This window comes from Bradyrhizobium sp. HKCCYLRH3099 (genome assembly GCF_051167855.1).
Lineage (GTDB): Bacteria > Pseudomonadota > Alphaproteobacteria > Rhizobiales > Xanthobacteraceae > Bradyrhizobium.
The window spans coordinates 40,774-64,355 of the sequence record NZ_JBNPTW010000028.1 but is presented as its reverse complement, the minus strand read 5'-3'; the positions used below and the strand labels follow the sequence as shown (position 1 = coordinate 64,355).

Genomic DNA, 23,582 nt, shown 5'->3' with positions numbered 1-23,582 from the left:
GCGAAACGGCGCAACTTATCGCCGCGCGCAACAGCGCGAGCCGGACACGAGGATGATGCTGTAAGGGGGGTGCTAAGCCATTGAAAATGGCGCGAGAGACGGGGCTCGAACCCGCGACCTCCGGCGTGACAGGCCGGCGCTCTAACCAACTGAGCTACTCCCGCGTGATCGCGAAATCCCGCGGAGGAGTGCGACTTAAAGGGGCGATGTTTCGAAGTCAAGGACAATGAAACCGATTTGTGAGAAGTCCTTGCACAGAGGTCAACGACGAGGCCGGCCCGCGGTCCGGGTTCGGCCGGCGATCTACGCAGCGAACTGCCGCAAGATGTGACCGCACGGCGTTCAGACCGCCAAAGCGGCCAAGCCGCCGCCGATCACGTCGAAGCGGCAGCCCCCAAAGCATGATCGCGAGCCTCGCCGGAGCTGCCGGAGTCGGGCAGCCCAGATGAAGACGGTCAGACGTGAGTTGCCCAACGGCGGCGGCGAACCGGTCCGCCCCATCGGGAAAAGAGTCGATATCCGAATCGTTCGACCGAGCAGGCTCGACGTCTCGTCGGATCATGCGAGGCAGCCGGCTTCAATGGGACCGCCTTCGTCCCTCTATTTGGGCAGTCGCAGGCGGCAGATCGCCGGCAGCCCCTGTCATCTGGTATGCCAGTCTGATATATTACTGGACCGATTGCGGTACAATATTCCTCCTTCGTCCTATCGTGGTGCCTATGTCAGACCAGTTCCGCAGCTATACTTATTCCGTCACCGAGCGCTTCCTCCGCTACGTGGTGATCGACACCCAGTCGGACCCGAGCTCGCCGACCTGCCCGTCGACGCTGAAGCAGAAGAATCTCGGGCGGCTGCTCGCCGGCGAACTGCAGGCGATGGGGCTGGCGGACGCCCATCTCGACGACCACGGCTATGTCTACGCCACGATCCCCGCGACCACCGACAAGACCGTGCCGGTGATCTGCTTCTGCTCGCACATGGACACCTCGCCGGATTGCTCGGGCGCCGACGTGAAGCCGCAGATCGTGCGCAATTACCAGGGCGGCGACATCACCCTGCCCGGCGATTCCAGCCAGATCATTCGCGCGGCCGAACACCCGGCGCTCAAGCAGCAGATCGGCAGCGACATCATCACCACGGACGGCACGACCCTGCTCGGGGCCGACAACAAGGCCGGCATCGCCGAGATCATGGACGCGGCGCAGTTCCTCATCAGCCACCCCGAGATTAAGCACGGTACGATCAAGATCCTGTTCACGCCCGACGAGGAGATCGGCCGGGGCGTCGATCGGGTCGACCTGAAGAAACTCGGCGCCGATTTCGGCTACACCATGGATGGCGAGACCGCCGGCCACATCGAGGACGAGACCTTCTCCGCCGACGGCGCCACCATCGTCATCAACGGCGTCAGCGCCCACCCCGGCTTTGCCAAGGGCAAGATGGAGCACGCCATCAAGATTGCGTCCGCGATCGTGGAGCGCCTGCCGAAGGACAGCTGCTCGCCGGAAACGACCGAGGGCAAGGAAGGCTTCCTGCATCCGGTCGGCATCTCCGGCGCGCTCGAGCAGGCCAGGCTCGACTTCATCGTCCGCGATTTCAGCGAGCAGGGCCTGCGCCAGAAGGAGGCGCTGCTCGAGGACATCGTCAAGGACGTGATGAAGGACTATCCGCGCTCGACCTACGAGATGAAGGTCAAGGCGCAGTACCGCAACATGAAGGAAGTGATCGACCGGCATCCGGAGATCGTGACCTATGCCGAGGACGCGATCCGCCGCGCGGGACTGACGCCGGTCAGGACCTCGATTCGCGGCGGCACCGACGGCTCGCGGCTGTCGTTCATGGGCCTGCCCTGCCCCAACATCTTCGCAGGCGAGCACGCCTTCCATTCGCGGCTGGAATGGGTCAGCGTGCAGGACATGGAGAAGGCCGTGCAGACCATCGTCCATCTGGCGATGATCTGGGAAGAGCGCAGCTGAGCGCTTTCGGCGCGGCGCTCAGTTCCGCGCCGTCACCAGCCAGATCGAGCCGGACAGGCTGACGCTGCCGCCCTGGAGATGCTGCGCCAGCAGGTCACGCACCGACTGCCGGGCAGCCTGCCGCGTCGTTTCATCATGTCCCTCCAGAGCACGGCTGGCCGGACCGATCTCGAAGGCGGACTGCACGGCCGCCTCGAGCCCCTGGCCGCGGGCGATGTCGAGCGACAGCGCATGCGCCTGCAGCGCAACATCGTTGAAGCCGGCCTCCCCCAGGATCCGCCGCACCCGTTCCTCCGAAGCAAAAGCGAACGGGCCCGGATCCTCCGGCGCCATCTCCGGAAGCTTGGGCACGTGGCGATACACCGCCTGCAGCGGCGCGATCATCCAGGGATTGGCTTTCGGCTCGCGCCAGCAGGCAAACACGATCCGGCCGCCGGGCTTGAGCGCGCGGCGCATGTTGGCGAACGACGTCACGGGGTCGGCAAAGAACATCACGCCGAAGCGCGAGACCAGAAGGTCGAAGCTCGCCGGCGTGAACGGATGCACGGTGGCATCGGCCAGCACGAACTCGACCGGAAGCGCGGGCGGCGCCACGGCGCGGGCGCGCTCCAGCATGGGAGTGGAAATGTCGATGCCGAGCACATGGCCGCCGGGTGCAACCTGCGCCGCGAGCGCAATCGCCAGACCGCCGCAGCCGCAGCCGACGTCGAGGATACGGTCGCCGGGTCCAGCGGCGATCCGGTCGATCAGGATCTGCGACACCGGCGCGAGCAGGACGTCCTGCGCCTCCTGGCGATCGGACCAGCGCTGGCCGCCCGGCCCGTTCCAATAGGCGATCTGATCGGCGTTGCGGTCGTCTCCAAGAGGCAATGACATGATGCGTCCCGATGACATGATGACAGGCCGGCATCGCGCATGCTGGGGCCCGGCCTGTCAAGGCACGAGGGCGCGACGGACAGATGTCACCCGGCCTTGACCACGCCGTCGAGACCATCCGCGATGATTGAGGGTACCGCTCGCTACGACCGCAGATCAGCGCCCGCCCTACTCAGTGGCGCTTTGCCGAGTGCGACATCGTTTCCATATCACCGGTGGAACGGGCCTCGCGATCGGGCATTCACGTGGCGGGCCGTGAGAAAGGACCATCATGAGTGGACATCCTCGCTTGTTGCTGCTCGTGGCAGCGGCGCTGTCATTTGCAGCCGTAGCCCAAGCCGAAGCCGCCGGCGGACGCAGCGGCACGCCGGTGCCGACGCGGCAGAACCCGGTGTTCTCCGATCCGCTCAATCAGCCGATCACCCCGTCGCGGCCGCTGACCGAGCCGTACAGTCCCGGCTACCCGTCCTACCAGACGGAACCGACGCAGCCGCGTTATCCCTCACGTCAGCAGCAGCGCTGACCAGGCGCCGGCCCGTATCCGTCTTGAAAGCACCGATGGTCTCTGATTTGCATTGAGTGCATCGGAGATCTCATGCGCTGCCTCGTCGTTGCCGACCTACACTACGCGCTGCCGCAGTTCGACTGGCTGGTCGCCGCCGCCGGTCATTTCGATGCGGTGGTATTCGCGGGCGATGCGCTCGACCTGTCCTCGATCGTCGACATTCGCGCCCAGATCGTCGTGGTGAAGAAGTATCTCGCTCTGCTCGCGGCGAAGACCCGCGTGATGATCTGCTCGGGCAACCACGATCTGGAAGAGCGCAGCGCCGATGGCGAGAAGATCGCGGCGTGGATCGGGACCCTCCACGAGCTCGGAATTGCCGCCGATGGCGACGATCTCCTGATCGACGACACGCTGTTCACGATCTGCCCGTGGTGGGATGGTCCGCTGGTGAAGGCGAGGATCGAGCGCCAGCTCACCAATGCCGCGCAGCGGACGGCGGCCCGCTGGATCTGGATCCACCACGCGCCGCCGGCGGATTCGCCGGTGAGCTGGGGCGGCAAGCGCTTCTTCGGCGACGCCGAGCTCGTCGGCTGGATCGAACGTCACCAACCGTCCATGGTGATCTCGGGCCACGTCCATCAGTCGCCCTTCATCGGCAATGGCTCATGGTTCGACCGGCTCGGCGCGACCTGGGTGTTCAACACCGGCCTGCAGCCCGGACGTCCCCCGACCTACATCGTGATCGAGACCGACGCGGCGCGCGCCTACTGGCTGGCCGCCGGCCACGCCGAATGGATCGATCTCGCCGCACCGCTGCAGCGGCCGGCGCAGCCGGTCGCCGAGCCGCCGGAATGGCTCAGAGCCGTGGGTCGGATTCCAGATCCGTTCCTGGCGAGACCTGCTGCGGCGGCAGGTTGATCATGCTCTGCAGGACGTCGCCGACCATCGAAAGATGCGTGCCGTGCCCGGCATATTGCCGCTTGAGGTCGGCGAGATAGGTGTTGGCGACGTTGAGCCGCTGCGCCAGCATGCGTGCGATCCACAAGGTCGCCTCGGGATTTTCGGTCAGGAAACGCTGCGCATCCAGGATCTCGTAGATCCGGCTGTCGATGAGCGCGCGAACGGTCGCCGTATGCGCCTGCTCCAGCAGCAGCGACATCTCGCCGAACAGCGCGCCCGGCTCCGAGACGACGGCCACGGTAGCGCCGGCCTTGATCACCTCCAGCCGCCCGTCCAGCAGGATGTAGAGATGCCCGGTGCTGTGGCCCTCCTGCAGCAGGTCAATTCCTGCCGCGATGATGCGTTCGTGTCCGCCGGTGCAGTGACGCAGAAAGTCAGTCATGAGCCCAACCACGTGTGACGTTCGAGGACGCAGCGTAGCCGAACGGCCGACGATCGCCATGGGAATTTCAGGCGCCTCTCATTCGCCGGGGGGGGCAGAGCGGAGGCGCGGCTCCAACGGCCTCGGGCTGTCTCAATGCCAGCAAAAAACCTCGCTTTGGCCGATCGTTTCCATCGTGACGACCAAGACGCGAGCGCTACAATGGTGCAACGCGGGGGCGCTGCATGACGGATCTCTGGTACTATTCCGAGGGCAATCAACCGAATGGTCCGGTCTCGCTCGCCAAACTGATCTCGGTGCTGGAATGTCTTGCCGACCCTCGGCCGGTGCTGATCTGGCGACAGGGCTTCGACAAGTGGAAGCCGGTCCGCGAAGTCGGCGAGGTCGCAGGTCAGTTGTTTCAACGACCGCCGCTGCAGGGCTCCTCGGCGCCCTCCCCCGAAACGCGCGAGCCCGTTGTGACCGCCGAGGAGGCGATCGCGTTCAAGAACGTCAGGGCCCAACCGCACGGAATCGGAGGCTGGCTCGTGCTCGTGGCCATCGGACAGGTGCTCGGCCCCATCCGGTACCTGATCAGCCTTGCCGACTACGTTCGATCCATCCGCGATGAGGTATGGACCCGCTTTCCGGCCATGATCTGGGGCGAGATCGCGCTGAGCCTCGCGTTGCTCGCCTTCTCGGCCTACACCACGATCCTGATGTTCAAGCACGCACGGAGCTTTCCCCGCTTCTTCATTGCCGAGATGCTGTTTGTCGTCATCGTGCCGATCCTGGAGGTGCTGGCGATTGCCGCCATTCTGGCGATCTCACTTGATCGAGCGCTGACGGATTTCATCGGTCGCGACTCGATCAATCCAGCGCAATTGGCGGTCAGCGCGATCAGCGCGGCAATCTGGATTGCCTACGTCCTGCGGTCTCGCCGCGTCGCCAACACCTTCGTCAAATGAAAGCGGGCCGCAACGCGGACGGCACTGGGCACTGACTTGACGACGGCGTTTACGGCTCCGCTCGGCATCGAACGGAGCGCGGCCTCTTGCATGTGACGAAAGCCTTCCGCGCCGGTCGGCCCCGGCGAGACTCGATGGGAAGCTTGCCTGCGGTGAGGTGGTAGGCGGTGAGAGATTCGAACTCCCGACCCTCTCGGTGTAAACGAGATGCTCTAACCAGCTGAGCTAACCGCCCGTCCTGCAGCCGATCGGGTATCCTGTCCGGCCATGCCGTGCAGGCCCGTCGCGCTGCGCCTCTTTACCCCCTGCCCGGGACGCAATCAACGCCGGAACCGCACGTCAGGCCGGAAAGCCGCGGCAGCTTTGTCGATCAGGACAACCCATTCAACGGAACGAGCCCAAACGAAAACGGCGCCCGATCGGGCGCCGTTTCCTTGCATCTGTTCTGGCCTCAGTGGGCGGTCAGGCCGCCGGCGGCTTCGTCGCCATCGGCCTTCACGGGCACCTTGGTGTCCTCTTCCCAGACGATCGGCACCGGCTTGCGGACCAGGGCCCGGGCAACGACCTCGTCGAGACGGGAGACCGGGATGATCTCCATGCCGCCCTTGATCGCATCGGAAATCTCCGTGAGATCCTTGGCGTTGTCCTCGGGGATCAGCACCGTCTTGATGCCGCCGCGAGCGGCAGCCAGCAGCTTCTCCTTCAGACCGCCGATCGGCAGCACGCGACCACGCAGGGTGATCTCGCCGGTCATCGCGACGTCGTGACGAACCGGGATGCCGGTCATCACCGAGATGATCGTCGTCGCCATGGCCACGCCGGCCGAGGGGCCGTCCTTCGGGGTCGCCCCCTCCGGCACGTGGACGTGGATGTCACGCCGGTCGAACAACGGCGGCTCGATGCCGTAGTTGATCGCACGCGACCTGACGAACGAGGCCGCCGCCGAAATCGACTCCTTCATGACGTCGCGCAGATTGCCCGTCACCGTCATCTTGCCCTTGCCGGGCATCATGACGCCTTCGATCGTCAGCAGCTCGCCGCCAACATCCGTCCACGCCAGACCGGTCACGATGCCGACCTGGTCGTCGCTCTCGATCTCGCCGAAGCGGTACTTCGGAACACCCAAGAATTCCTCGACGGTCTTCTCGGTGATCTTCACCGACTTCTTCTTGGAGATCATGAGCTCCTTCACGGCCTTGCGGGCCAGTGTCGAAATCTCACGCTCCAAATTACGCACGCCCGCTTCGCGGGTGTAGCGCCGGATTACGAGCAGCAGCGCGTCGTCGTCGATCGACCACTCCTTCGAGTCCAGGCCGTGCTTGGAGATCGCGCTGGGGATCAGGTGCTTGCGGGCGATCTCGACCTTCTCGGTCTCGGTGTAGCCCGCGATGCGGATGATCTCCATGCGGTCCATCAGCGGCCCGGGAATATTGAGCGTATTCGCGGTCGTGATGAACATGACGTTCGACAGGTCGTAATCGACTTCCAGATAGTGATCGTTGAACGTCGTGTTCTGCTCGGGGTCCAGGACCTCCAGCAGCGCCGACGACGGGTCACCCCGGAAGTCCGAGCCCATCTTGTCGATCTCGTCCAGCAGGAAGAGCGGATTCGAGGTCTTGGCCTTGCGCATCGACTGGATGATCTTGCCCGGCATCGAACCGATATAGGTCCGGCGATGACCGCGGATCTCCGCCTCGTCGCGCACGCCGCCCAGCGACACGCGAACGAACTCGCGGCCAGTGGCCTTCGCGATCGACTTGCCGAGCGAGGTCTTGCCGACGCCGGGAGGTCCGACCAGGCACAGGATCGGGCCGGTCAGCTTGTTGGCGCGCGACTGCACCGCCAGGTACTCGACGATGCGGTCCTTGACCTTCTCCAGACCATAGTGATCCGCATCCAGGACCGCCTGCGCGGCCTCCAGATCCTTCTTCACCTTGGACTTCTTGTTCCACGGAATCGACAGCAGCCAATCCAGGTAGTTGCGCACGACGGTCGCTTCCGCGGACATCGGCGACATCTGGCGCAGCTTCTTCAACTCGTGCTGCGCCTTCTCGCGCGCTTCCTTGGAGAGCTTGGTCTTGTTGATGCGCTCTTCCAGATCGGCGAGCTCGTCGCGGCCGTCCTCGTCACCCAGCTCCTTCTGAATGGCCTTCATCTGCTCATTCAGGTAGTATTCGCGCTGGGTCTTCTCCATCTGGCGCTTGACGCGCGAACGGATGCGCTTCTCGACCTGCAGCACCGAGATCTCGCTCTCCATCAGGCCCAGCACCTTCTCCAGGCGCGTGGTGACGGACAGCGTCTCCAGGATGCCCTGGCGATCGGCGATCTTGACGGCGAGATGCGAAGCGACGGTGTCGGCCAGCTTGCCGAAATCGGTGATCGACTGAACGACGCCGACGACCTCAGCCGAGATCTTCTTGTTCAGCTTCACATAGCTCTCGAAGTCCGACACGACCGAGCGGCCCAGCGCTTCGGCTTCGACCGACTTGGCATCGGTGTCCTCGAGCGCCACGGCAGTGGCTTCGTAGTAGTCGGCGCGATCGGTGTACTTCTCGACGCGCGCGCGCTCCAGGCCCTCGACCAGCACCTTCACGGTGCCGTCGGGCAGCTTCAGGAGTTGCAGCACGCTGGCGAGCGTCCCGGTCTCGTAGATCGCATCCGGAGCTGGATCATCGTCGGACGCGTTCTTCTGCGTCGCCAGCATCACCAGCGCGTCGTTCTTCATCACCTCTTCGAGGGCGCGGATGGATTTCTCGCGGCCGACGAACAGCGGAACGATGTTGTGCGGGAAGACGACGATGTCGCGCAGCGGAAGCACCGGATAGGCGTGGCTCTCGCCGTAAACGATGGTCGGCCGGGGTTTAGGGGTCGTCATGGCCTGTTCCTTTTGTTTTGCCCCCTTGCACGCAGCCCGCCATCGTGCGCAACCGCCACAAGGTGCGATCTGATCCGGACTTCACTGACGCGTCGATATCGCCCGCTTATTTCGGATCGTTTGGTGAGGCGAATCCCGGGATTGAGATTTGTATCGCCACGCGACATTAGGTGGCTATCGACCCGGGGGGTGTCAAGTATCGGTAAACGCCCGCCAAAAATGGCTTTACGCGGCGGGTTACGCAAACGCTGCGATGCCGCGGACACAGTGTCCGCGGCAGTCGCTGATCCGATCAATCGAGGTCTTCTGTCTCTCGTACCAGCGCGGATCACGCGCTGGCGCTGCTTTCCACCGCACGATCGGAGCGATCGGCGTAGATGTAGAGCGGACGGGCCGTGCCTTCGACCACCTCGCGCGAGATGACCACTTCCTCGACGCCTTCGAGGCCCGGCAGATCGAACATGGTCTCGAGCAGGATACTCTCGAGGATCGACCGCAGACCACGTGCGCCGGTCTTGCGCTCGATCGCCTTGCGCGACACCGCACCCAGCGCCTCGTCGGCGAAGGTCAGCTCGATATTCTCCATCTCGAACAGCCGCTGATACTGCTTCACCAGCGCGTTCTTCGGCTCGGTCAGGATCTTCTTCAGCGAATTCTCGTCGAGATCCTCGAGCGTCGCCACAACCGGCAGACGGCCGACGAACTCGGGGATCAGGCCGTACTTCAAGAGATCCTCAGGCTCGACGTGACGGAAGATCTCGCCGGTGCGGCGATCTTCCGGCGCCAGCACCTGGGCCGCGAAGCCGATCGAGGTCGACCGGCCGCGCGAGGAGATGATCTTCTCGAGGCCGGAGAACGCACCACCGCAGATGAACAGGATGTTGGTGGTGTCGACCTGCAGGAACTCCTGCTGCGGATGCTTGCGGCCGCCCTGCGGCGGAACCGACGCGACCGTGCCTTCCATGATCTTGAGCAGCGCCTGCTGGACGCCCTCGCCCGACACGTCGCGGGTGATCGAGGGATTGTCCGACTTGCGACTGATCTTGTCGATTTCGTCGATGTAGACAATGCCACGCTGCGCCCGCTCGACATTGTAGTCGGCGGCTTGCAACAGCTTCAGGATGATGTTCTCGACGTCCTCACCCACATAGCCGGCCTCGGTCAGCGTCGTCGCGTCGGCCATCGTGAACGGCACGTCGAGGATGCGGGCGAGCGTCTGCGCGAGCAGCGTCTTGCCCGAACCGGTCGGACCGATCAGCAGGATGTTCGACTTCGCGAGCTCGACGTCCGAGTGCTTGGTCTGGTGGTTGAGGCGCTTGTAGTGGTTGTGAACGGCGACCGAGAGCACCTTCTTCGCATGGTTCTGACCGATCACGTAGTCGTCGAGAACCTTGCAGATTTCCTTCGGCGTCGGAATGCCGTCACGCGACTTGACCAGCGAGGACTTGTTCTCCTCGCGGATGATATCCATGCAGAGTTCGACGCACTCGTCGCAGATGAAGACGGTTGGACCTGCGATCAGCTTGCGGACTTCGTGCTGGCTCTTGCCGCAGAACGAGCAGTATAGCGTGTTCTTGGCGTCGCCCGTACCGACCTTAGTCATTCCTGTCTCCGTCCGCGGTTCGCTCTTGTCCGCTCGTTCTTTCCGATCCGGCGCGGGCCGGACCAGTGTGGTGAAAGAGCAAATTTCGTACCAAAATTAAGACCTTGTTCTTCACCTGCCGTGCGATCCACGACTTCTGCGAATCCCCCACGATCCATAACTGGACACTCTAGCCAATCATGCTGTCATCCGACTATCAAGAATTCGCTAATCGGAGCACAGACCCTAGACCGTGACATTACCGTGATTTTGAGGCTTGACACGGTAAGAACACGCGAAATCGGCCGAACGTTGCGTGTTTGCCACGCCTGTTTGCCCGTCGCACGGCAGGGTTGCGGCCCTTTTAGGACCCACCTCGATACCGCCGCCAGCCGAGGCCGGCAGCAGTGATGCCGTCAGTTTCCGGGGCCCTATCCAGGGGCCCCGGCTCGCTCATTCCTGGCTCACTTGCCCATCGCCGCCGGATCTTCCGGCCGCTTGTCGAGCACCTTGTCGATGAGCCCGAATTCCTGGGCGGCTTCCGCCGTGAGGAATTTGTCGCGTTCCAGCGCATCCTCGATCGCCTTGTAGGGCTGACCGGTGTGCTTGACGTAGATCTCGTTGAGCCGCTTCTTGAGGCTCAGGATCTCCTGGGCATGCAGCATGATGTCGGTCGCCTGGCCCTGGAAGCCGCCGGACGGCTGATGCACCATGATGCGCGAGTTCGGCAGCGAGAAGCGCATGTCCTTGTGGCCGGCGCAGAGCAGCAGCGAGCCCATCGAGGCCGCCTGACCCGTGCACAGCGTCGACACCGCCGGACGGATGAACTGCATCGTGTCGTAGATCGCGAGACCCGACGTCACCACGCCACCCGGCGAGTTGATGTACATCGCGATCTCCTTCTTCGGGTTCTCGGCCTCGAGGAACAGGAGCTGGGCGACGATCAGGGTCGCCATGCCGTCCTCGACCGGGCCGGTCACGAAGATGATGCGCTCCTTCAGGAGGCGCGAGAAGATGTCGTAGGCGCGCTCACCGCGGTTGGTCTGTTCGACCACCATGGGCACAAGGTTCATATAGGTTTCGACGGGATCGCGCATGAATCACCCAGAGGTTGGACCAGCAGTTGAGACGACCGGCCGCCGCAGGTGAGGCTCATTCAACGAGCAGCGACGGACGAATGTCCCGTGATGCAGAACTTCAAGACCGAGCCCACAGATATGGACCAATTTCCCGGTGACAAGACCGGGCCCCGGGCCAACCGCAAGCGAGGTCGTTGCCCTGTTGAAGCTGATTCCCGCCGCGGCGACCAGCGCCGGAACCGGGTTGACCGGCGCTTTCGCCGGTCAACCTTAATCATGCGCTGATGTCGCAAACCCGACGAACGGTGGCCCGATCAGGCCGCCTTGTCGTTCTCGTCGTCCTTGAACAGCTCGTCCTTGGAGACCTTCTTCTCGGTGACGTTCGCGAGCTCGAGGATGAAGTCGACGACCTTGTCCTCGTAGATCGGCGCGCGCAGCTGCGCGAGCGCCTGCGGGTTGCTGCGATAGAAGTCCCAGACCTCCTTCTCGCGGCCCGGCATCGAGCGCGCACGCTCGATCACGGCGCGGCTGACCTCGTCGTCGGTCACGGTGATCTTGTTCTTCTCGCCGATCTCCGACAGCACGAGGCCGAGGCGCACGCGACGGTCGGCGATGGTGCGGTATTCTTCCTTCGCCTTGTCCTCGGTGGTGTTCTCGTCGGCGAAGGTCTTGCCGCTCGACTTCATCTCGGCCTGGACCGAGTTCCACATCAGGTTGAACTCCTCGTCGATCAGCGACGGCGGCGCATCGAACTTGTGGGTCTCGTCGAGGCGGTCGAGCAGCGCGCGCTTGACGCGCTGGCGGGTCGCCTGGCTGAACTCGCCGGCCAGCCGGTCGCGCATCAGCTCCTTCAGCTTGTCGAGCGATTCGAGGCCGAGCGTCTTGGCGAACTCGTCGTCGACGACCTTGTCCTCCGGCGCCTCGATCGCGGTCGCCGTGGTCTCGAACTCCGCGGCCTTTCCGGCCAGTTCGTTGTTCAGATAGTTGGTCGGGAACGTGACCTTCAGCGTGCGGGTCTCGCCAACCGCGATGCCGGTCAGCTGGTCCTCGAATCCCGGGATGAAGGTGTTCGAGCCGATCACGACGTCGATGCCCTCGCCGGTGCCGCCGTCGAAGGCCACGCCGTCGATCGTGCCCTTGAAGTTCACCTTCACGCGGTCACCGCTCTCGGCCTTCGCGCCCTCGGCCTTGGCAGTGTAGCTGCGGTTGGCGTCGGCCAGACGCTTGATCGCCTCGTCGACGTCGGCGTCTGTGATGTCGGCGACCGGCTTCTCGACGGTGAAGGTCTTGAAGTCGGCGAGCGCGATGGCGGGAACGACCTCGATCGCGACGGTGTAGGTCAGGTCGGTCTGGCCGGCGAGGATCTTCTCAACCTCGGCCTCCTCGGTCGGCATCGTCACCTTCGGCTCGGTGGCTAGGCGGAAGCCGCGCTCGGTGAAGATCTGGGTGTTGGTGTCGCGGATGGTCTGGTCGATGGTCTCGGCCATGACCGACTTGCCGTAGATCTTCTTCAGATGCGCCACCGGCACCTTGCCGGGGCGGAAGCCGTTGATGCGGACCTTGTCCTTCAGATCGACCAGCTTGGCGTCCGCCTTGGCGTCAAGATCCGCCGCCGGAACGCTGATCTGGAACTCGTGCTTCAAGCCTTCCGACAAGGTTTCTGTGACCTGCATGGCGCCAATCTTCTTCCGCTACGGTCCGAACCCTTGCGATCCGGACACACCTGACTCAATTGTGGACGACGCGCGGCAAAACGCCTTGCGCCGGGTGGGTCGGCGGCCCGCTTTCTCTTTGCGAGACAGCGGGGTCGCCGGTAAAACTTGGGGCAAACGCCAGAGCAGCGCTTGGTGCGGGCGGAGGGACTCGAACCCCCACAACTTTCGTCACTGGAACCTAAATCCAGCGCGTCTACCAGTTCCGCCACGCCCGCGTGAACTGCATCGATAACCCGGCCGCGGTGCCGCGGGCGGCGCGGCTTATACCACGCGCGAAACCGTCCGCAGCAAAAAAATGGGCTGGCGACAGCACCATCGGCCGGCCGATCGACCGTGTCGGACGCACACATAAGGGAAAACGACATGATCCGCATCCCCCTCATCGCACGATGTTTTGCCGTATGAGGCAGCCTGTGGAGAGGATCAGCCGCAGGACGCTGCTTGGAGGCCTCGTGGCAGGGCTGACCGCATCGCTCGGCAGGCCCGCGGTGGCCACGAGCCGGATCGGGCTGGCGCTGGAGGCCCGCGCCGAATCTCTTGCGCTCGGCCCGGGCCGCGCGCCCAGCCAGCTCTGGCGGCTGACGGCCCCCGCCCCGCTGGTCCGGCTTGCCCGTGACGCGGCACTCGACCTCGGCTTTTCGAACGGGCTGTCCGTCGCAGCGGCCCTTGCCGGCCGCGGCCTCGCTCTGCCCGCCCCGCTGTTGGGGCAGCCGGCGGTCGGGCCCGGCGGCCGGACCAGCATCGCCGCGACCGCGGCACGGGCCGGCACCGGCCTGCTCGACGTGCGGCTGTTGGCCGATCATGCGGCTCTCCCGATCCGGCCGCTACCTGTCATCGTCGATGAGGCCCAGCCCGTAACTGTCGACCGCGACGAGATTTTCCTGGTGGAGGACTTCCGGCTGAGGCCGGACGGCAGCGCGCTGGCGCCGGGCACCGAGGCAAAGGACGCCGAGCTGGTCTACGCCATCAACGGCCAGATCCAGCCGGAGATCGCGCTGCGCACCCATGCGCGGGTCAGGCTCCGCATCATCAATGGCTGCCATCGCGCTGTGATCGCGATCAAAATCGCTGACCTCGACGCGATTCGCGTCATGGCGATCGACAGCCAGCCGGCCGAACCGTTCCTCGCCCGCAACGGCGCCGTGGTGCTGCCGCCCGGCGGCCGCACCGACGTGTTCATCGACATGCCCGCCGCCAAGGCGCCGCTGCAGGTCCTGCTCCATGACGGAACGGCCGCGCGCCCCCTCGCCCGGCTCGCGCCGTCGGGCGAGCCACCGCTTCGGGGTGCGCCGCTACCGCCGGCGCCGCCGCTCCCCGCGAACGGTCTGCCGGACAAGCTCGATCTGGGAAAGGCTGTGCGCGTGGACCTCGCGCTCGACGGCCCCGACTGGCGCCCGGCGGTGCAGTTCAGCGCGACGAGTGCGCCTGCCTTCCAGGCCAAGGCCGGCCGCGTCGTCGTGCTCGCGTTGGCCAACAAGACCAGCGGCACCAATGTGGTCCATCTGCACGGCCAGCCATTCCGGTTGCTCGACCGGCTCGACGACGGCTGGAAGCCCTATTGGCTCGACACCTTGGCGCTCGAGGCCGGCCAGACCCAGCGCATCGCGTTTCTCGCCCAACAGTCCGGACGGTTCCTGCTGGAGAGCATGGCCGCGAACTGGGCAGCGCCGCGGCTGTTGCGGTGGTATGAGATCGCTTGAGGAAACGAACCAGGGAGAACTCCCATGACCACAGCCGCCATCACCGGCGTGACCGCGCGCCCCGTCGTGACCCCGATGAAGCGCCCGCTGCGCAACGCCTTTGGCGTCATCGACACCGGTCCGCTGGTGCTGATCGACGTCACGACCGATCAGGGGGTTACGGGGCACTCTTACCTGTTCGCCTACACCAGACTCGCGCTGAAGCCGCTGGTGCTGATGGTCGAGGAGATCGGCCGGGAGCTCGCCGGCAAGCCGCTGGTGCCGTTCGACCTCATGAAGGCGATGGACGCCAAATTCCGCCTGCTCGGCTGGCAGGGCCTGATCGGCATGGCCGTTTCGGGTCTCGACATGGCGTTCTGGGACGCACTCGGCCAGATCGCGAACAAGCCTGTCGCCGCCCTGCTCGGCGGCGCGCCGCGTCCGATCCCGGCCTATGACAGCTACGGCGTGCTCGACGCCAAAGACGACGAGCGCACCCTGCGCACCGCGCGCGACGAGCACGGCTTCCGTGCCATCAAGACCAAGGGCGGCCATGGCGACCTCGCCACCGACGAGGCCATGATCAAGGGCCTGCGCGCCCTGCTCGGCCCGGACATCGCGCTGATGCTCGACTTCAACCAGTCGCTCGATCCCGCGGAAGCCACGCGCAGAATCGCGCGGCTTGCGGATTACGACCTGACCTGGATCGAGGAGCCGGTGCCGCAGGAGAATCTCTCGGGCCACGCCGCGGTGCGCGAGCGCTCGGAGATCCCGATCCAGGCCGGCGAGAACTGGTGGTTTCCGCGCGGCTTCGCCGAAGCGATCGCGGCCGGCGCGAGCGACTTCATCATGCCCGATCTGATGAAGGTCGGCGGCATCACCGGCTGGCTCAATGTCGCAGGACAAGCCGACGCCGCCTCGATCCCGATGTCGAGCCATATCCTGCCCGAGGCGAGCGCGCATGTGCTGGCGGTGACACCGACCGCGCACTTCCTCGAGGTGCTTGATCTCGCCGGCGCCATTCTCGCCGAGCCGTTGCGCGTGGTCGATGGCAAGGTGACAGCAAAGGGTCCGGGCCTCGGCCTCGCCTGGAACGAGAACGCGGTGGCGAAGTATCAGGTAACGTGAGCAAGCACTAGAATGCGCGCGAGACGCGCGGACGTGACTACACCCACAACCGTCATCGCCCGGCTTGACCGGGCGAGCCAGTAGGCCGAGACGTCTTTGATTTAATCGACAGGCCGCGGCGCACTGGATGCCCGCCTGCGCGGGCATGACAGTTGTTGCTGGCGTGACGGCTCGCTGTCCTCAGTACTCAATCCCGAATCGATCATAGAGCCTTCGAAACACCGCCGGCAGCGTCTCCGTCAGGTCCTCCGCGATCAGCCCCGGCCCCGCTTCGCTGCCGGCCTCGCCATGCATCCACACGCCGATGCTGGCCGCCTCGAACGCCGGCACGCCCTGAGCCAGCAGGCCCGCGATGATGCCGGCGAGCACGTCGCCGGCGCCGGCGGTGGCCAGCCAGGGCGGCGCATTGGCGGCGATCGCGGCGCGCCCGTCCGGTGCGGCGACGGTGGTGTCGGCCCCCTTGAGCAGCACCACGGCGCCGCAGCGCGCGGCCGCGTCGCGCACGCGCTCGAGCTTGGACCTGCCGGGATATTTGTTGCTGAGGTCGGAGAACAACCGCGGGAATTCGCCCTCATGCGGCGTCAGCACGATCTGCGCTTCCGGCGCGGTCTTGATCTGCTCGAACAGCCGCGACGGCGCATCGGCAAAGCTCGTCAGCGCGTCCGCATCCAGCACCAGATGGCGCTGCGCCGCGAGCGCCGTGAACACCAGGTCGCGCGTCCGCTCGCTGACGCCGGTGCCGGGACCGATGACGCAGGTGTTGTAGCGCTTGTCGCCGAGCAGTTCGCCGAATTCGATGGCGGTGTCGGCAGCCCGCACCATCACCGCGGTCAACGCCGCGGCATTCACCGCGAGCGCGTCCCGGGGCGAGGCCAGCGTCACCAGTCCCGCGCCGGCGCGCAGCGCGGCGCGCGCCGCCATGCGCGAGGCGCCGGTCGCGGTGACGTCGCCGGACACCGCGAGCACATGGCCGCGCGCATATTTGTGGCCGTCGATGCGAGGCACGGGAAAGCGGCCGTGCCACAGCTCCGGATCGTTCTCGAACGCCTGCGGCCGGATCTCGTCGAGCACCTGGGCATCGATGCCGATATCGGCGAGCCGAACCCGTCCGCAATGCTGCCGGCCAGGCAGCAGCAGATGCGCCGGCTTCTTGCGGAAGAAGGTCACGGTCTCCGTCGCGCGGACCGCGATGCCCATCACCGCGCCGGTGGTGCCGTTGATGCCGCTCGGCAGATCGACCGCGAGCACCGGCGCGCCATTGGCGTTGATCGCCGCGATCACGTCATGTGGCTCGCCCGTGATCGGCCGGCTCAGCCCGGCGCCGAACAGCGCATCGATGATCAGCGCCGGCTTGCCGATCGCCTGCGGCGTGAACGGCAGCACCGGGAATTTCCAGCCCTTGGCCGCGGAGGCCGCGTCCCCATGCAGCGCATCGCGCTCGCACATCAGGATCACCGAGACCTCGCGCCCCTGCGCCGCGAGCTCGGCCGCGGCCACGAAACCGTCGCCGCCATTGTTGCCCGGCCCGCACACGACGACGATCGGACCGGCCTCGACCAGGTCCATCGCCGCCGCGGCGACCGCCTGGCCGGCACTCAGCATCAGCGAAAATCCCGGCGTGCCCGCCGCGATCGTCAGCCGGTCGGCCCGCTCCATTTCACTCGTGGTCAGAATGTCCATCGTTACTCATGTCCCCAGCCGCGGCATCTGTCCCCAGCCGCGGCATCGCGCGGCTGTGTCACGTCCCAGGTCCGCGTCCAAGGCTGCTCCCAAGGCTGCCTCGCACGCCGCTTGGCGCATCCGCCCCTCGGCCTTGGCCGCCGTCGAATCCCGTTCCTCTATTGCCGCGCCTGTCGGCAACTTCCAAGGGCGCGATGGAGCCGACAGGTCACGCAAAACGGGCAACACCGCCTGTTCCCTGGGCATTTCAGCCATCGCATCGCCGGGAGGTCCTCAATTGCACAAGTTATGCCCTGTTTGCCTAATTCGCAGGCTTCGATATTCTACACTTTCTGAAGGGGAATCGTCGGGCTCGCACGAAAGTCCGGAATATCAGCGCGATTCAGGCGCGTGAACGACTTGGCATAGACCCTGCTTTTGTGGAGCCACTTCGGCACGGGGCAAGACGGGCTGTCAATCACTGGCCTCCGCTGGAGAGCGTCAGGGCCGGTCGAGGAATGATCGAACGACCTGCGCGGGGCGCGCAGCCTGACGATGACCCAACTGTGTTTTATAGCGGAATGCCCGGGAGGCGCTCAGTGAAGAAAATCGAAGCCATCATCAAGCCGTTCAAGCTGGACGAGGTGAAGGAGGCGCTTCAGGAAGTCGGGCTTCAGGGCATTACCGTCACCGAGGCCAAGGGCTTCGGCCGCCAGAAGGGCCATGCCGAGCTGTATCGCGGTGCCGAATACATTGTCGACTTTCTGCCCAAGGTGAAGATCGAGATCGTGATCGGCGACGACCTGGTCGAGCGCGCGATCGAGGCGATCCGCCGCGCGGCGCAGACCGGTCGCATCGGCGACGGCAAGATTTTCGTGTCCAACATCGAGGAAGCCATCCGCATCAGGACCGGAGAATCGGGGCTGGACGCGATCTAGCCCGGCGCGGGCGGCCTGGAACGACGGTTTCGCTCCAGGCGCCCGTTGAGGAATAGACGCTGCGCAGCAGCGGCCACGGCAGCTCAGATGTCCTCTAAGAGGCATCTGCATGCGGCCTTTTTGGCGTTTTCCGATATTGTCTTGGCCCCCCGGCGAGGCTAATGGAGCATGACCCGCGGACGCCGTCCCGCGCCGGGCCGTGACGTTTCAGCCAAGAGGGGTATTCATGAAGACCGCCAAGGACGTCTTGAAGGCAATCAAAGACAATGACGTCAAATACGTCGACCTCCGCTTCACCGATCCGCGGGGCAAGTGGCAGCACGTCACCTTCGACGTCAGCATGATCGACGAAGACATTTTCGCCGAAGGCACCATGTTCGACGGCTCCTCGATCGCCGGCTGGAAGGCGATCAACGAGTCCGACATGTGCCTGATGCCCGACCCGGTGACCGCGACGATCGATCCGTTCTTCGCCGAAACCACCATGATCATCACCTGCGACGTGCTCGAGCCGACCACCGGCGAGCCGTACAACCGCGACCCCCGCGGCATCGCCAAGAAGGCCGAGGCCATGGTGAAGTCGATGGGCGTGGGCGACACCGTGTTCGTCGGCCCCGAAGCCGAGTTCTTCGTGTTCGACGACGTGCGCTACAGCTCCTCGCCCTACAACACCGGCTTCCGCCTGGACTCCTCGGAGCTGCCGACCAACTCCGACACCGAGTATGAGGGCGGCAATCTCGGCCACCGCATCCGCACCAAGGCCGGCTACTTCCCGGTGCCGCCGCAGGATTCGGTGCAGGACATGCGCTCGGAGATGCTCGGCGCGATGGCCCGCATGGGCGTCAAGGTCGAGAAGCACCACCACGAGGTCGCTTCCGCCCAGCACGAGCTCGGCATGAAGTTCGACACGCTGACGCTGATGGCCGACCAGATGCAGATCTACAAGTACTGCATCCACCAGGTCGCGCACATCTACGGCAAGACCGCCACCTTCATGCCGAAGCCGGTCTATGGCGACAACGGCTCGGGCATGCACGTCCACCAGTCGATCTGGAAGGACGGCAAGCCGGTGTTCGCGGGCAACAAGTACTCCGACCTGTCGGAGACCTGCCTGTCCTACATCGCCGGCATCATCAAGCACGCCAAGGCCATCAACGCCTTCACCAACCCGTCGACCAACTCCTACAAGCGTCTGGTCCCGGGCTATGAGGCGCCGGTGCTGCTCGCCTACTCCGCGCGCAACCGCTCGGCCTCGTGCCGCATCCCCTACACCTCCTCGCCGAAGGCCAAGCGCGTCGAGGTCCGCTTCCCCGATCCGCTCGCCAATCCGTATCTCGGCTTCGCCGCGATGCTGATGGCCGGCCTCGACGGCGTGAAGAACAAGCTGGATCCGGGCCCGGCGATGGACAAGGACCTCTACGACCTGCCGAAGGAAGAACTGAAGCAGATCCCGACCGTCTGCGGTTCGCTCCGCGAGGCGCTCGAGAACCTCGACAAGGACCGCGCCTTCCTGAAAGCCGGCGGCGTGTTCGACGACGACTTCATCGACAGCTACATCGCGCTGAAGATGACCGAAGTCGAGCGCTTCGAAATGACCCCGCACCCGGTCGAGTTCGACATGTACTACTCGGGCTAACAGCCCGAACGATCGGCGGAGACGACACCAGGGCGTCCCTCACGGGGCGCCCTTTTGTTTGGTAGTGAGCGTTGTTTGGTGGGAACGGCCACGGGCCTCGTCCTTCGAGACGCTTGGCTGCGCCAAGCTCCTCAGGATGAGGGGATGGATCTCGTCATGTTCATGGTCAGCGATGCAGCGCCACGTCAACGCTTCATCCTCATGGTGAGGAGGCGCGCGCCCGTCAGCACCTGGGAACGACAAACAAAGAACCGCGCGCCGTCTCGAACCATGAGGCCCAAATGCAGCGGCGATCCTCTCATCGTAGCGCCAGACCGATTGCTGCGGTAGCGAACGCTGGTCCTGCGGTGGCCAGCCCTGCGGAACGGTGCTAAAAAATGCGTCACTCAATTCAGTCAGACGCAACCTGCCCCCATGCAGCTCAATCCGCTTCGCCATGCCGAGCGCGTCACCGGACGACGGCAGTCGGCGCTGATCGACCTCTGGTCGACGGCGGGCTTTGCCGCGGCGGTCAGCGAGGTCACCGGGCCGCATCTCTACGAGTATGGCGAGCTGCCGGTGCCGACGGTTGCGATCACGCTGTACGACGTCCGCCGCCACGTCCTGATCGAGGATGGCACGGTCCGGCGCGATGCGCCGGTCAGCGCGGGGCGCTTCCGGATCGGCCAGCCCGGGTGCAGCGTGGTGGTCGATGCCGTGCCCGAGGTTCGCTCGGGCCGGCTGCTGTTGCTGTATCTCGGCGATGCCCTCCTGAAGGAGGTCGCGGCGTCTCGCGGCTCTGCAGCGCCCGTCACCCTGATGCACCAGGCCTGGGACACCGAAGATCCAATGCTCGAAGCCGCGGCGAAGCGGCTGGTCGAGAGCTGCGGTGACGGCGAACGGCCAAGCCGGCTGCTCGCCGAGCAGTTCGCCTACACGCTCGCGCTGCACGTCTCGGACCGCTACGCAATGCAGCGTCCGTCCGGATCGGAGCGAACGCCGACCCTGGACGAGCGGATGCGGGCGCGCATCACCGAATTCGTGTGCGCCGATCCCGGCGCGCCGGTCACGCTGGCTGCGATGGCCGAGGTCGCCGGAATGAGCCCATCCTCCTTCATCCGCAGCTTCAAGCAGGCGACCGGAACGACGCCGCATCGCTTCGTCGTCGAGCAGCGCGTGCTCGCCGCGCGCCGGCTGCTCGCCACCTCCGACCTGCCGATCGTGGACATCGCATTGTCGCTCGGCTTCTCCTCACAATCGCATTTCGGCACCGCCTTTCGGACGGTGACCGGCGAGAGTCCCGCGCGCTATCGCCGCCTGCAGCGCGGCGGCCGGTGATTTCCTGACAAAGCAAGGCGCGGCAGCGCCGATCCCGGCGATTTTCTGACAGACGCCGTTGGATCTTTCAGCGAACTCTGTCGCCGATCAACCGTTCAACAAGAGCGGCGCATGGGAGGCGAGGATGTCGACAGCTACAGACCGGGTGGTGCCGATCGAGGATACGAGCCTCACCGGCTTCTACAATGGCATGACCACGGCCGAGCGGCGCACCTTCTGGGCCTGCGCCACCGGCTGGGCGCTCGACGGCATGGACTTCATGATCTACCCGCTGGTGATCGGCACGATCATCGCACTGTGGAAGGTCGACGCCGGCACCGCGGGCCTCGCCGGAACGGTGACGCTGCTCGCCTCGGCCTTCGGCGGCTGGGCGGCGGGCTATCTCGCCGACCGCATCGGCCGCGTTCGCACGCTGCAGCTCACCATCATCTGGTTTTCGCTGTTCTCGCTGTTGTGCGCTTTTGCGCAGAACTTCGAACAATTGCTGGTGCTCCGCGCCCTGCTCGGGCTCGGCTTCGGCGGTGAATGGGCGGCCGGCGCGGTGCTGATGGGCGAGACCATCCGCGCCGAATATCGCGGCCGCGCCGTCGGCAGCGTCCAGTCCGGCTGGGCGGTCGGCTGGGGCGCCGCGGTGCTGGCGCAAGCCGCCTTGTTCTCGCTGCTGCCGGCCGATCAGGCCTGGCGCTGGATGTTCGCGATCGGAGCCTTGCCGGCGCTGCTGGTGCTGTATCTGCGCGCCTACGTCAAGGAGCCGGAGGTCGCCGCCGCCGCCCGCGCCAAGGTCGCCGCCGCGGGCGACCGCCCGTCGATCCTGGAGATCTTCCAGGGGCCGATCTTGAAGACCACCATCCTCGCCTCGCTGGTGGCGACCGGCTGCCAGGGCGGCTACTACGCGATCACCTTCTGGGTGCCGCGCTTTCTCACCACCGAGCGCAAGCTCTCGATCGTGAGCTCGACCGGCTATCTCGCAGCCCTCATCATCGGCTCGTTCGTCGGCTATCTCGTCGGCGCCTGGTATGCGGACCGCTTCGGCCGACGCAATTTGTTCCTGGTGTTCTCGCTCGGCGCCATGGTCGTCGTCGCCGCCTACACCCAGTTGCCGTTGTCGAACGAGCTGCTGTGGGTGCTCGGATTTCCGCTCGGCTTCTTCGCGTCGGGCTATTTCTCCGGCATGGGCGCCTTCCTGACCGAGCTCTACCCCACCCGCTTGCGCGGCTCCGGCCAGGGCTTCTGCTACAATTTCGGCCGCGGCATCGGCGCGCTGTTTCCGTTCCTGGTCGGCTATCTGTCGCAGATGACCTCGCTCGCCACCGCCATCTGCCTGTTCGCCCTCTTCGCCTATGCGCTGTTCTTCGTCGCCGCCTATGCGCTGCCGGAGACGCGCGGCAAGGTGCTGCACGCCGATGCGTGAGCCTGCGTCTGAACCAGAAAAGGCTCCCGCCTGCGCGGGACCAGATCCGAAGCCGCGCACGGCCACCCGGTTCGTGGTGCCGCCGGGCGCGGTCGATACCCACGCCCATGTCATCGGGCTGCCGCCGCGGCATCCTTTCGTGGCCGAGCGCAGCTACACGCCGCCCGAGGCCACCGCAGCATCCTATCTGGCGATGCTGGATGCCACCGGCATGACTTATGGCGTACTGGTCCAGGTCAGCGTCCACGGCACCGACAACAGCCTGATGGTCGAGACGTTACGCGCCAACAGCAAGCGGCTGCGTGGCATCGCGGTGATCCCGCTCGGCCTTCCGGACCGAGAGCTGGCGGCGCTGCAGCAGGCCGGCGTCGTCGGGCTGCGCCTCAACGTGCTGTACGGCGGCGGCATCGGCTTCGATCAGTTGCACGCCTACGCCGCACTTGCCCGTGAGCTCGGCTGGCATCTCCAATTCCTGATCGACGCCGCCGATCTGCCGGCGTTGGCGCCGCGGCTGGACGGCCTTTCCGTGCCGATCGTCATCGATCACTGGGGCCACTTCCCGGTGTCGCGGGGACTCGCGGACCCCGGCTTTCAGACGCTGGTCTCCTTGGTGCGGGATGGCGCCTGGGTGAAGCTGTCCGGCGCCTACCGCAACACGGTCGAAGGACCGCCCTATGCCGATACGGTGCCCTTCGTCCGCCGCCTGCACGAGGCGGCGCCCGACCGCTGCGTCTGGGGCTCCGACTGGCCGCACGTGGCGCATCGCGGCCACATGATGAACGTCGGCGACCTGCTCGACCTGCTGGCGGATTGGGTACCCGATTCCGCCGCCCGCAACCGAGTCCTCGCTGATAATGCCCACCGCCTTTACGGCTTTCCGCCGGGCGCAGGCCGTGAGTGATCGATGAGCCGTGGCA

Annotated in this window: 18 protein-coding genes and 3 tRNA genes; 11 read left to right on the top strand and 10 right to left on the bottom strand. The window is 65.4% G+C overall.

What is annotated here, in order from left to right; genetic code table 11:
- Positions 1-87: 87 nt before the first annotated feature.
- Positions 88-164, bottom strand: a tRNA-Asp gene (locus ACQR1Y_RS33520).
- A gap of 555 nt (positions 165-719) precedes the next feature.
- On the opposite strand from ACQR1Y_RS33520, the gene pepT reads away from it, so the two are divergent.
- Positions 720-1,976 (top strand): peptidase T, encoded by a 1,257-nt coding sequence (gene pepT, locus ACQR1Y_RS33515; protein WP_434879865.1) that lies wholly within the window; start codon positions 720-722, stop codon positions 1,974-1,976.
- Positions 1,977-1,994: 18 nt separating this feature from the next.
- On the opposite strand, the gene ACQR1Y_RS33510 is transcribed toward pepT, so the two are convergent.
- Positions 1,995-2,852, bottom strand: coding sequence for a class I SAM-dependent methyltransferase (locus tag ACQR1Y_RS33510; protein WP_434879864.1), 858 nt, complete (start codon positions 2,850-2,852; stop codon positions 1,995-1,997).
- 289 nt (positions 2,853-3,141) lie between these two features.
- Between ACQR1Y_RS33510 and ACQR1Y_RS33505 the strand changes: the two genes are divergently transcribed.
- On the top strand, positions 3,142-3,375 hold the full coding sequence (locus tag ACQR1Y_RS33505; RefSeq protein WP_434879863.1) for a hypothetical protein: 234 nt from the start codon (positions 3,142-3,144) through the stop codon (positions 3,373-3,375).
- 72 nt (positions 3,376-3,447) lie between these two features.
- Positions 3,448-4,275 carry a metallophosphoesterase family protein gene (locus ACQR1Y_RS33500; protein WP_434879862.1) on the top strand — a complete coding sequence of 276 codons (828 nt, stop codon included), beginning with the start codon at positions 3,448-3,450 and terminating at the stop codon, positions 4,273-4,275.
- Here ACQR1Y_RS33500 and ACQR1Y_RS33495 read toward each other — a convergent pair.
- A complete protein-coding gene (locus tag ACQR1Y_RS33495; RefSeq protein WP_434879861.1) occupies positions 4,214-4,699 on the bottom strand; it encodes a Crp/Fnr family transcriptional regulator in 486 nt (161 codons plus the stop codon). The genes ACQR1Y_RS33500 and ACQR1Y_RS33495 overlap by 62 nt on opposite strands.
- 224 nt (positions 4,700-4,923) lie before the next feature.
- On the opposite strand from ACQR1Y_RS33495, the gene ACQR1Y_RS33490 reads away from it, so the two are divergent.
- Entirely contained in the window at positions 4,924-5,646 is a 723-nt protein-coding gene (locus ACQR1Y_RS33490) for a DUF2569 family protein (RefSeq protein ID WP_434879860.1), read from the top strand.
- A gap of 158 nt (positions 5,647-5,804) precedes the next feature.
- Here the strand turns inward: ACQR1Y_RS33490 and ACQR1Y_RS33485 are convergent.
- The 6 genes from ACQR1Y_RS33485 to ACQR1Y_RS33460 form a co-directional block, all read right to left on the bottom strand.
- A tRNA-Val gene (locus tag ACQR1Y_RS33485) sits at positions 5,805-5,881 on the bottom strand.
- 216 nt (positions 5,882-6,097) lie between these two features.
- Positions 6,098-8,521, bottom strand: a complete 2,424-nt coding sequence (lon, locus tag ACQR1Y_RS33480; protein ID WP_434859176.1) for an endopeptidase La — start codon at positions 8,519-8,521, stop codon at positions 6,098-6,100.
- Positions 8,522-8,849: 328 nt separating this feature from the next.
- Positions 8,850-10,124, bottom strand: coding sequence for an ATP-dependent Clp protease ATP-binding subunit ClpX (gene clpX / locus ACQR1Y_RS33475; RefSeq protein WP_434859177.1), 1,275 nt, complete (start codon positions 10,122-10,124; stop codon positions 8,850-8,852).
- A gap of 443 nt (positions 10,125-10,567) precedes the next feature.
- Complete coding sequence (locus tag ACQR1Y_RS33470) at positions 10,568-11,200, bottom strand: ATP-dependent Clp protease proteolytic subunit (RefSeq protein ID WP_006611023.1); 633 nt, start codon at positions 11,198-11,200, stop codon at positions 10,568-10,570.
- A gap of 296 nt (positions 11,201-11,496) precedes the next feature.
- The gene (gene tig / locus ACQR1Y_RS33465) at positions 11,497-12,855 is read right to left on the bottom strand and encodes a trigger factor (RefSeq protein ID WP_434879859.1); all 1,359 of its coding nucleotides are present in this window, start codon (positions 12,853-12,855) and stop codon (positions 11,497-11,499) included.
- A gap of 172 nt (positions 12,856-13,027) precedes the next feature.
- Positions 13,028-13,112, bottom strand: a tRNA-Leu gene (locus tag ACQR1Y_RS33460).
- 174 nt (positions 13,113-13,286) lie between these two features.
- Here ACQR1Y_RS33460 and ACQR1Y_RS33455 point away from each other — a divergent pair.
- Both ACQR1Y_RS33455 and ACQR1Y_RS33450 read left to right on the top strand, forming a co-directional pair.
- Positions 13,287-14,597, top strand: a complete 1,311-nt coding sequence (locus tag ACQR1Y_RS33455; RefSeq protein WP_434879873.1) for a multicopper oxidase domain-containing protein — start codon at positions 13,287-13,289, stop codon at positions 14,595-14,597.
- Positions 14,598-14,621: 24 nt separating this feature from the next.
- A complete protein-coding gene (locus ACQR1Y_RS33450; RefSeq protein WP_434879858.1) occupies positions 14,622-15,704 on the top strand; it encodes an enolase C-terminal domain-like protein in 1,083 nt (360 codons plus the stop codon).
- Between the two features lie 180 nt (positions 15,705-15,884).
- On the opposite strand, the gene ACQR1Y_RS33445 is transcribed toward ACQR1Y_RS33450, so the two are convergent.
- Positions 15,885-17,384 carry an NAD(P)H-hydrate dehydratase gene (locus tag ACQR1Y_RS33445; protein WP_434879857.1) on the bottom strand — a complete coding sequence of 500 codons (1,500 nt, stop codon included), beginning with the start codon at positions 17,382-17,384 and terminating at the stop codon, positions 15,885-15,887.
- Between the two features lie 578 nt (positions 17,385-17,962).
- Between ACQR1Y_RS33445 and ACQR1Y_RS33440 the strand changes: the two genes are divergently transcribed.
- From ACQR1Y_RS33440 to ACQR1Y_RS33420, 5 genes are all read left to right on the top strand, one after another.
- Positions 17,963-18,301, top strand: a complete 339-nt coding sequence (locus tag ACQR1Y_RS33440; RefSeq protein WP_009027873.1) for a P-II family nitrogen regulator — start codon at positions 17,963-17,965, stop codon at positions 18,299-18,301.
- Positions 18,302-18,527: 226 nt separating this feature from the next.
- On the top strand, positions 18,528-19,937 hold the full coding sequence (gene glnA / locus ACQR1Y_RS33435; RefSeq protein ID WP_006611030.1) for a type I glutamate--ammonia ligase: 1,410 nt from the start codon (positions 18,528-18,530) through the stop codon (positions 19,935-19,937).
- A gap of 414 nt (positions 19,938-20,351) precedes the next feature.
- Positions 20,352-21,254, top strand: coding sequence for a helix-turn-helix domain-containing protein (locus ACQR1Y_RS33430; RefSeq protein ID WP_434879856.1), 903 nt, complete (start codon positions 20,352-20,354; stop codon positions 21,252-21,254).
- Positions 21,255-21,378: 124 nt separating this feature from the next.
- Positions 21,379-22,665 carry an MFS transporter gene (locus ACQR1Y_RS33425; protein WP_434859183.1) on the top strand — a complete coding sequence of 429 codons (1,287 nt, stop codon included), beginning with the start codon at positions 21,379-21,381 and terminating at the stop codon, positions 22,663-22,665.
- The gene (locus ACQR1Y_RS33420) at positions 22,658-23,566 is read left to right on the top strand and encodes an amidohydrolase family protein (RefSeq protein WP_434879855.1); all 909 of its coding nucleotides are present in this window, start codon (positions 22,658-22,660) and stop codon (positions 23,564-23,566) included. The genes ACQR1Y_RS33425 and ACQR1Y_RS33420 overlap by 8 nt, the downstream gene beginning before the upstream one ends.
- Positions 23,567-23,582 lie beyond the last annotated feature (16 nt).

Bases quoted from the DNA above. Each gene is read 5' to 3' on its own strand.
- pepT (WP_434879865.1), top strand. From the start codon at position 720: ATGTCAGACCAGTTCCGCAGCTATACTTATTCCGTCACCGAGCGCTTC.
- ACQR1Y_RS33510 (WP_434879864.1), bottom strand. From the start codon at position 2,852: ATGTCATTGCCTCTTGGAGACGACCGCAACGCCGATCAGATCGCCTAT.
- ACQR1Y_RS33500 (WP_434879862.1), top strand. From the start codon at position 3,448: ATGCGCTGCCTCGTCGTTGCCGACCTACACTACGCGCTGCCGCAGTTC.
- ACQR1Y_RS33495 (WP_434879861.1), bottom strand. From the start codon at position 4,699: ATGACTGACTTTCTGCGTCACTGCACCGGCGGACACGAACGCATCATC.
- ACQR1Y_RS33490 (WP_434879860.1), top strand. From the start codon at position 4,924: ATGACGGATCTCTGGTACTATTCCGAGGGCAATCAACCGAATGGTCCG.
- lon (WP_434859176.1), bottom strand. From the start codon at position 8,521: ATGACGACCCCTAAACCCCGGCCGACCATCGTTTACGGCGAGAGCCAC.
- clpX (WP_434859177.1), bottom strand. From the start codon at position 10,124: ATGACTAAGGTCGGTACGGGCGACGCCAAGAACACGCTATACTGCTCG.
- ACQR1Y_RS33470 (WP_006611023.1), bottom strand. From the start codon at position 11,200: ATGCGCGATCCCGTCGAAACCTATATGAACCTTGTGCCCATGGTGGTC.
- tig (WP_434879859.1), bottom strand. From the start codon at position 12,855: ATGCAGGTCACAGAAACCTTGTCGGAAGGCTTGAAGCACGAGTTCCAG.
- ACQR1Y_RS33455 (WP_434879873.1), top strand. From the start codon at position 13,287: ATGTTTTGCCGTATGAGGCAGCCTGTGGAGAGGATCAGCCGCAGGACG.
- ACQR1Y_RS33450 (WP_434879858.1), top strand. From the start codon at position 14,622: ATGACCACAGCCGCCATCACCGGCGTGACCGCGCGCCCCGTCGTGACC.
- ACQR1Y_RS33445 (WP_434879857.1), bottom strand. From the start codon at position 17,384: ATGGACATTCTGACCACGAGTGAAATGGAGCGGGCCGACCGGCTGACG.
- glnA (WP_006611030.1), top strand. From the start codon at position 18,528: ATGAAGACCGCCAAGGACGTCTTGAAGGCAATCAAAGACAATGACGTC.
- ACQR1Y_RS33430 (WP_434879856.1), top strand. From the start codon at position 20,352: ATGCAGCTCAATCCGCTTCGCCATGCCGAGCGCGTCACCGGACGACGG.
- ACQR1Y_RS33425 (WP_434859183.1), top strand. From the start codon at position 21,379: ATGTCGACAGCTACAGACCGGGTGGTGCCGATCGAGGATACGAGCCTC.
- ACQR1Y_RS33420 (WP_434879855.1), top strand. From the start codon at position 22,658: ATGCGTGAGCCTGCGTCTGAACCAGAAAAGGCTCCCGCCTGCGCGGGA.